Source organism: Rhizobium sp. 16-488-2b (genome assembly GCF_017741815.1).
In the GTDB taxonomy this organism is placed as follows: Bacteria; Pseudomonadota; Alphaproteobacteria; order Rhizobiales; family Rhizobiaceae; genus Rhizobium.
The window spans coordinates 1-4,645 of the sequence record NZ_JAGHMF010000035.1; the positions used below are offsets into that span (position 1 = coordinate 1).

A 4,645-nucleotide genomic window follows, 5' to 3' on the forward strand; every position below is an offset into this window, starting at 1 on the left:
GACGCTTTGCGTACGCTCGCGCGGCGCCTCGTATCCAACAGGTGCGACGCTCATTCGGCGGCCTCCAGCATCTCGGTCACATGGCGGCGGCTCTTCATCAGCGGCTGGACGTATTTGCCGAATTTCTCGACGCCTTCGACGAAATCATCGAAGGTCAGCATGACGCCTCCCGTGCCGGGCACCGCAGCCATCTCGTCGAGCATGGCGGCGACCTCTTCATAGGAGCCGATCAGCGTGCCCATGTTGATATTGACCGCCGAGACCGGGTTCGACATGTGGCGAACATTGGTGTCGGAACCGGACTTGGTATCGGCGGCACTCTGCAGGCCGAGCCACTTGATCGCCTCCTCGTCGGCGCCTGCCTTGTAATGCTCCCACTTCGCCCAGGCGTCCTCCGACTTTTCCTCGGCGAGCACCATCGTCAGCACGAAGGAACGCACGTCGCGTCCGGTCTTTGCCGTTGCGTTAAGAAGGCGCTGGTTGGTCGAGGCAAAGGCCGTGGGCGTGTTGACGCCGACGCTGAAGCAGAAGCTGTAATCGGCATACGCGGCGGAGAACGCCATGCCCTTATCGGACGATCCGGCGCAGATCAGCTTCACGCTTTGGGGCACCGGCTTCATCCGGCAATCGTCCATCTGGAAGAACTTGCCCTTGAGATCGGACTGGCCCGTCGTCAGGAGGTCCTTGAGGACGGTCGTGTATTCGCCGAGATATTCGTAACGGTCGCCGAAATAGTCGTCGCCTGGCCAGAGGCCCATCTGGCTGTATTCCGGCCGCTGCCAGCCGGTGACGAGATTGACGCCGAAACGACCGCCGGAAATGCTGTCGATCGTGGTTGCCATGCGCGCAACGATCGCCGGCGGCATGACCAGCGTCGCGGCCGTGCCGAACAGCTTGATCTTCGACGTGACGGCGGCAAGGCCGGCCATCAGCGTGAAGGATTCCAGATTGTAGTCCCAGAACTCCGTCTTGCCGCCAAAGCCGCGGAGCTTGATCATCGACAAGGCAAAGTCGAAGCCGTATTTCTCGGCCTTCAACGTGATCTCCTTGTTGAGCTCGAAGCTCGGCTTGTACTGCGGCGCGTTTTCCGACAGCAGCCAACCATTGTTTCCGATCGGGATGAAAACACCGATTTCCATATCTGCTCTCCTCTTGAGGCAATGGCGCAAAGGATCTGGTTCGGCATTTTCAATGCAGGTGGCGTGCCAGATTGACAAACATCAACAAAATCATGGTGATGCCGTATGATCGGGCTGAATTTATTTATCGTTTGGTCAATTTTTTACCGAACGATAAATTTCCTGCCGAAAAAGCAGACATTGCTGCTCAAATTTTTGGCCGCACTCGATGCTGCCTGAATATTCCGCAGATCCACACGGCGCCGTTGCCACGCACAACCTCGGGACGCGGTCTCACCAAGAAGTAACTTGACTTTTTGATGCCGGATTTGGATATCGGGCAAATCCTTGAAGCGGCTGGCCTTTGCCAGGGCGCACTGTCTTCCACACAGTTGCATTCAGCGCCTGATGGCGCGCCGCAAGCTTCTTATTTTAATTGGGGAGGGCTCGCGGATGAGCACATCGTCGCTGCTGAAACGCTTTGCCGGCTACTACAAGCCGCATCGGGGGCTCTTCGTGCTCGATTTCGGCAGCGCGGTGACTGCGGGCCTGCTGGAGCTTGCCTTTCCCGTTGCCGTCACGATGTTCATCGACAGGCTGCTGCCGACTGGCCAATTGGGCCTGATCGGACTGGCGGCAATCGGTTTGCTTGCGATCTATGTCGTCAACGCCGGGCTGCAGGTGATCGTCACCTATTGGGGCCACATGCTTGGCCTGAAGATCGAGACGGAGATGCGGGCGAGGGCGTTCGATCATCTGCAGAAGCTCTCCTTCTCCTATTTCGACAATCAGAAGACCGGCCATCTCGTGGCGCGGCTGACCAAGGATCTCGAAGAGATCGGCGAAGTCGCCCATCACGGACCTGAGGATATCTTCATCGCCGTGATGACGCTGGTTGGCGCCTTTATTCTCATGTGGTGGGAGCATCCGCCGCTGGCGATCGTGACCGCGCTGATCGTGCCGCTGACGGCCTATGTGACGACGCGCTACGGCCGCCGGATGACGAAGACCTGGCATTCGCTCTACGGCCGCGTGGCGGATTTCAACGCGCGCATCGAGGAGACGGTCGGCGGCATTCGCGTCGTCCAGGCCTTCGCCAACGAGGACCACGAGCGCAAGCTCTTCGCCGTCAACAATGCCGGCTATCTCTCGACCAAGCTGCAGGCCTATTGGGCGATGGCGGCTTCGACGTCGCTCTCCTATCTCTCGATGCGCTTCGTGCAGGTGGTCGTGATGCTTGTCGGCGCCTGGTACGTGACGAGAGGCGAACTCTCCGCCGGCGGCTTCGTCGGCTTCCTGCTTCTCGTCGGCGTTTTTTTCCGGCCGATCGACAAGATCAATTCGGTCATCGAGACCTATCCGAAGGGGATTGCCGGCTTCCAGCGCTATACGGCGTTTCTCGACACCGGTCCCGATATCGCCGATATCAAGGACGCCCGCAACATGCCGCGCCTGACGGGCGACATCCGCTACAGCGACGTTCGCTTCGCCTATCAGACCGGAAAGCCTATTCTCGATGGGCTCGACCTGACGATCAGGGCGGGCGAGACGATCGCCTTCGTGGGGCCATCGGGCGCCGGCAAGACGACCGTCTGTTCGTTGCTGCCGCGCTTCTACGACGTCACCAGCGGCGCCATTTCCATCGATGGCGTCGACATCAGACAGATGACGCTGGCGTCGCTGCGTTCGAGCATCGGTATCGTGCAGCAGGACGTGTTCCTGTTTGCAGGCACCATGCGCGAGAATATCGCCTATGGCAGGCTGGGCGCTGATGAAGCCGACATCCTCGATGCGGCCCGCCGGGCTCGTCTCGACGAGGTGATCGCCGGCCTGCCTGCTGGATTGGACACCATCATCGGCGAGCGCGGCGTCAAGCTTTCCGGCGGCCAGAAGCAGCGGCTCGCAATTGCCCGCATCTTCCTGAAGAACCCGCCGATCCTCATTCTCGATGAGGCGACGTCGGCGCTGGACACGGAGACCGAACGGGCGATCCAACAATCGCTGGCGGAGCTGTCTCAAGGCCGTACGACGCTCGTCATAGCGCACCGGCTGGCGACGATCACCGAGGCGGACCGGATCTGCGTGATCGACAAGGGCAGGGTGGTCGAAGAGGGCAGCCACCGCGACCTGCTGCGGCGTGCAGGCCCTTATCGGCGGCTGCATATGGCGCAACAGACAAGCGCGCCCGACGATGATGGGGCGCCTGACGAGAAGAAGCTGGCGTAAGCTCCGGCGCTGAAGTCCTCACCTTAGGGAAGGATCTCGATTGTCTCATTCAATCCGATGCTTGGCCGGCTATGTTGTTGCAAGGGCAGCCGGCCGAGCACGTCATGACGCTAGAGCAGATAGCTGACCGGCTCGTTACTAACAGGGTGCGGGAAACCGCCCATTTCGACGCCGAAGACCGACTTCAGCACGTCCGACTGAACGATCTCGGCAGGCTTGCCGCGCGCCGAAATCCTGCCGTCGTTCAGCGCCACCAATTCGTCGCAGTAGCGCGCTGCGAGATTGATGTCGTGGAGGACGACGACGATCGTCAGGCCACGCTCGTGGCTCAGCTCGCGCAGCAGCGACAGGACGCCCGCCTGATGGGCGAGGTCGAGCGCGGAGGTCGGTTCGTCGAGAAGCAGGCAGCTGGCGTTCTGCGCCAGCATCATGGCGATCCAGGCGCGCTGGCGCTCGCCGCCCGACATGTTGGCAACGAGACTATCGGCGAAACGCTCCAGATCCGTGCGCCGGATGGCATCCTCGACGAGATCGCGATCGGCCTGCGTGAAGCGTCCGAGCGTGCCGTGCCACGGAAAGCGGCCGAGCGCGACCAACTCGCGCACCGTCATGCCATCGGTGGCGGGGGTGAACTGCGGCATATAGGCGATTTCGCGGGCAAAAGCGCGCCCGCCCCAGCTCGCCGCCGGCTTTCCCTGAAGCGCAACCGCGCCTGAGGTCGGATCGACCTGGCGGGCGATGGTCTTCAGGAGCGAGCTCTTGCCGGAACCATTCGGCCCGACAAGCCCATAGACGCGGCCGGCCTCAAGCGTCAGATCGACACCGCGCAAGATATGCTTCTTGCTTGCCTCGTAGTGGATCTGCGACAGAGTGAGAAATTCGGCGGGCATGATGGCATCTCCGGCTACGTACGTATGGCGCCGGACATCCGGATCGCACGGACGTAAGTGCAAAAGTTCACTGGCGATGTCAACTTATGTGGTGGTGGGAATAGGGCGTAGCGCGGCGTTTTTCCTTCGCGGGTGAACGATGCTCGCTAAGCCTCTGCAAGGATTGCGTGAACCACCGCTTGCGCCCTGAGCATGGTATCAGGTCTCTGCGAAAGGCTCATGAATACGGTTTCGACCTTTATCAGGTAGTTGACGACTTCAGCGGCCGGCGCACCTTGGCGAAGCTGTGCGGCGGCGTTCTGGAGGTAGCTGTGTGAGTTCATGCTGAAGCGCGACTTACGGGTTCAGCCAAGCTAACCAGCATAACGAATCTGCGCGAGGAGTTTCTTTCGAAAGACCTCTGCCGGCGTT

At 60.8% G+C, this 4,645-nt stretch carries 4 protein-coding genes; 2 read left to right on the forward strand and 2 right to left on the reverse strand.

What is annotated here, in order from left to right; translation table 11 throughout:
* Positions 1-50 precede the first annotated feature (50 nt).
* The gene (gene rutA / locus J5286_RS26495) at positions 51-1,139 is read right to left on the reverse strand and encodes a pyrimidine utilization protein A (RefSeq protein ID WP_209190523.1); all 1,089 of its coding nucleotides are present in this window, start codon (positions 1,137-1,139) and stop codon (positions 51-53) included.
* 71 nt (positions 1,140-1,210) lie between these two features.
* Here rutA and J5286_RS26500 point away from each other — a divergent pair, with 71 nt between their 5' ends.
* Positions 1,211-1,426: a hypothetical protein gene (locus tag J5286_RS26500; protein ID WP_209190522.1), complete on the forward strand. Its 216-nt coding sequence runs from the start codon at positions 1,211-1,213 to the stop codon at positions 1,424-1,426.
* A 145-nt stretch (positions 1,427-1,571) separates the two neighbouring features.
* Positions 1,572-3,344 carry an ABC transporter ATP-binding protein gene (locus J5286_RS26505; protein ID WP_209190521.1) on the forward strand — a complete coding sequence of 591 codons (1,773 nt, stop codon included), beginning with the start codon at positions 1,572-1,574 and terminating at the stop codon, positions 3,342-3,344.
* 110 nt (positions 3,345-3,454) lie between these two features.
* Here the strand turns inward: J5286_RS26505 and J5286_RS26510 are convergent, their stop codons facing one another.
* A complete protein-coding gene (locus tag J5286_RS26510) occupies positions 3,455-4,234 on the reverse strand; it encodes an ABC transporter ATP-binding protein (protein WP_209215391.1) in 780 nt (259 codons plus the stop codon).
* Positions 4,235-4,645: the final 411 nt, after the last annotated feature.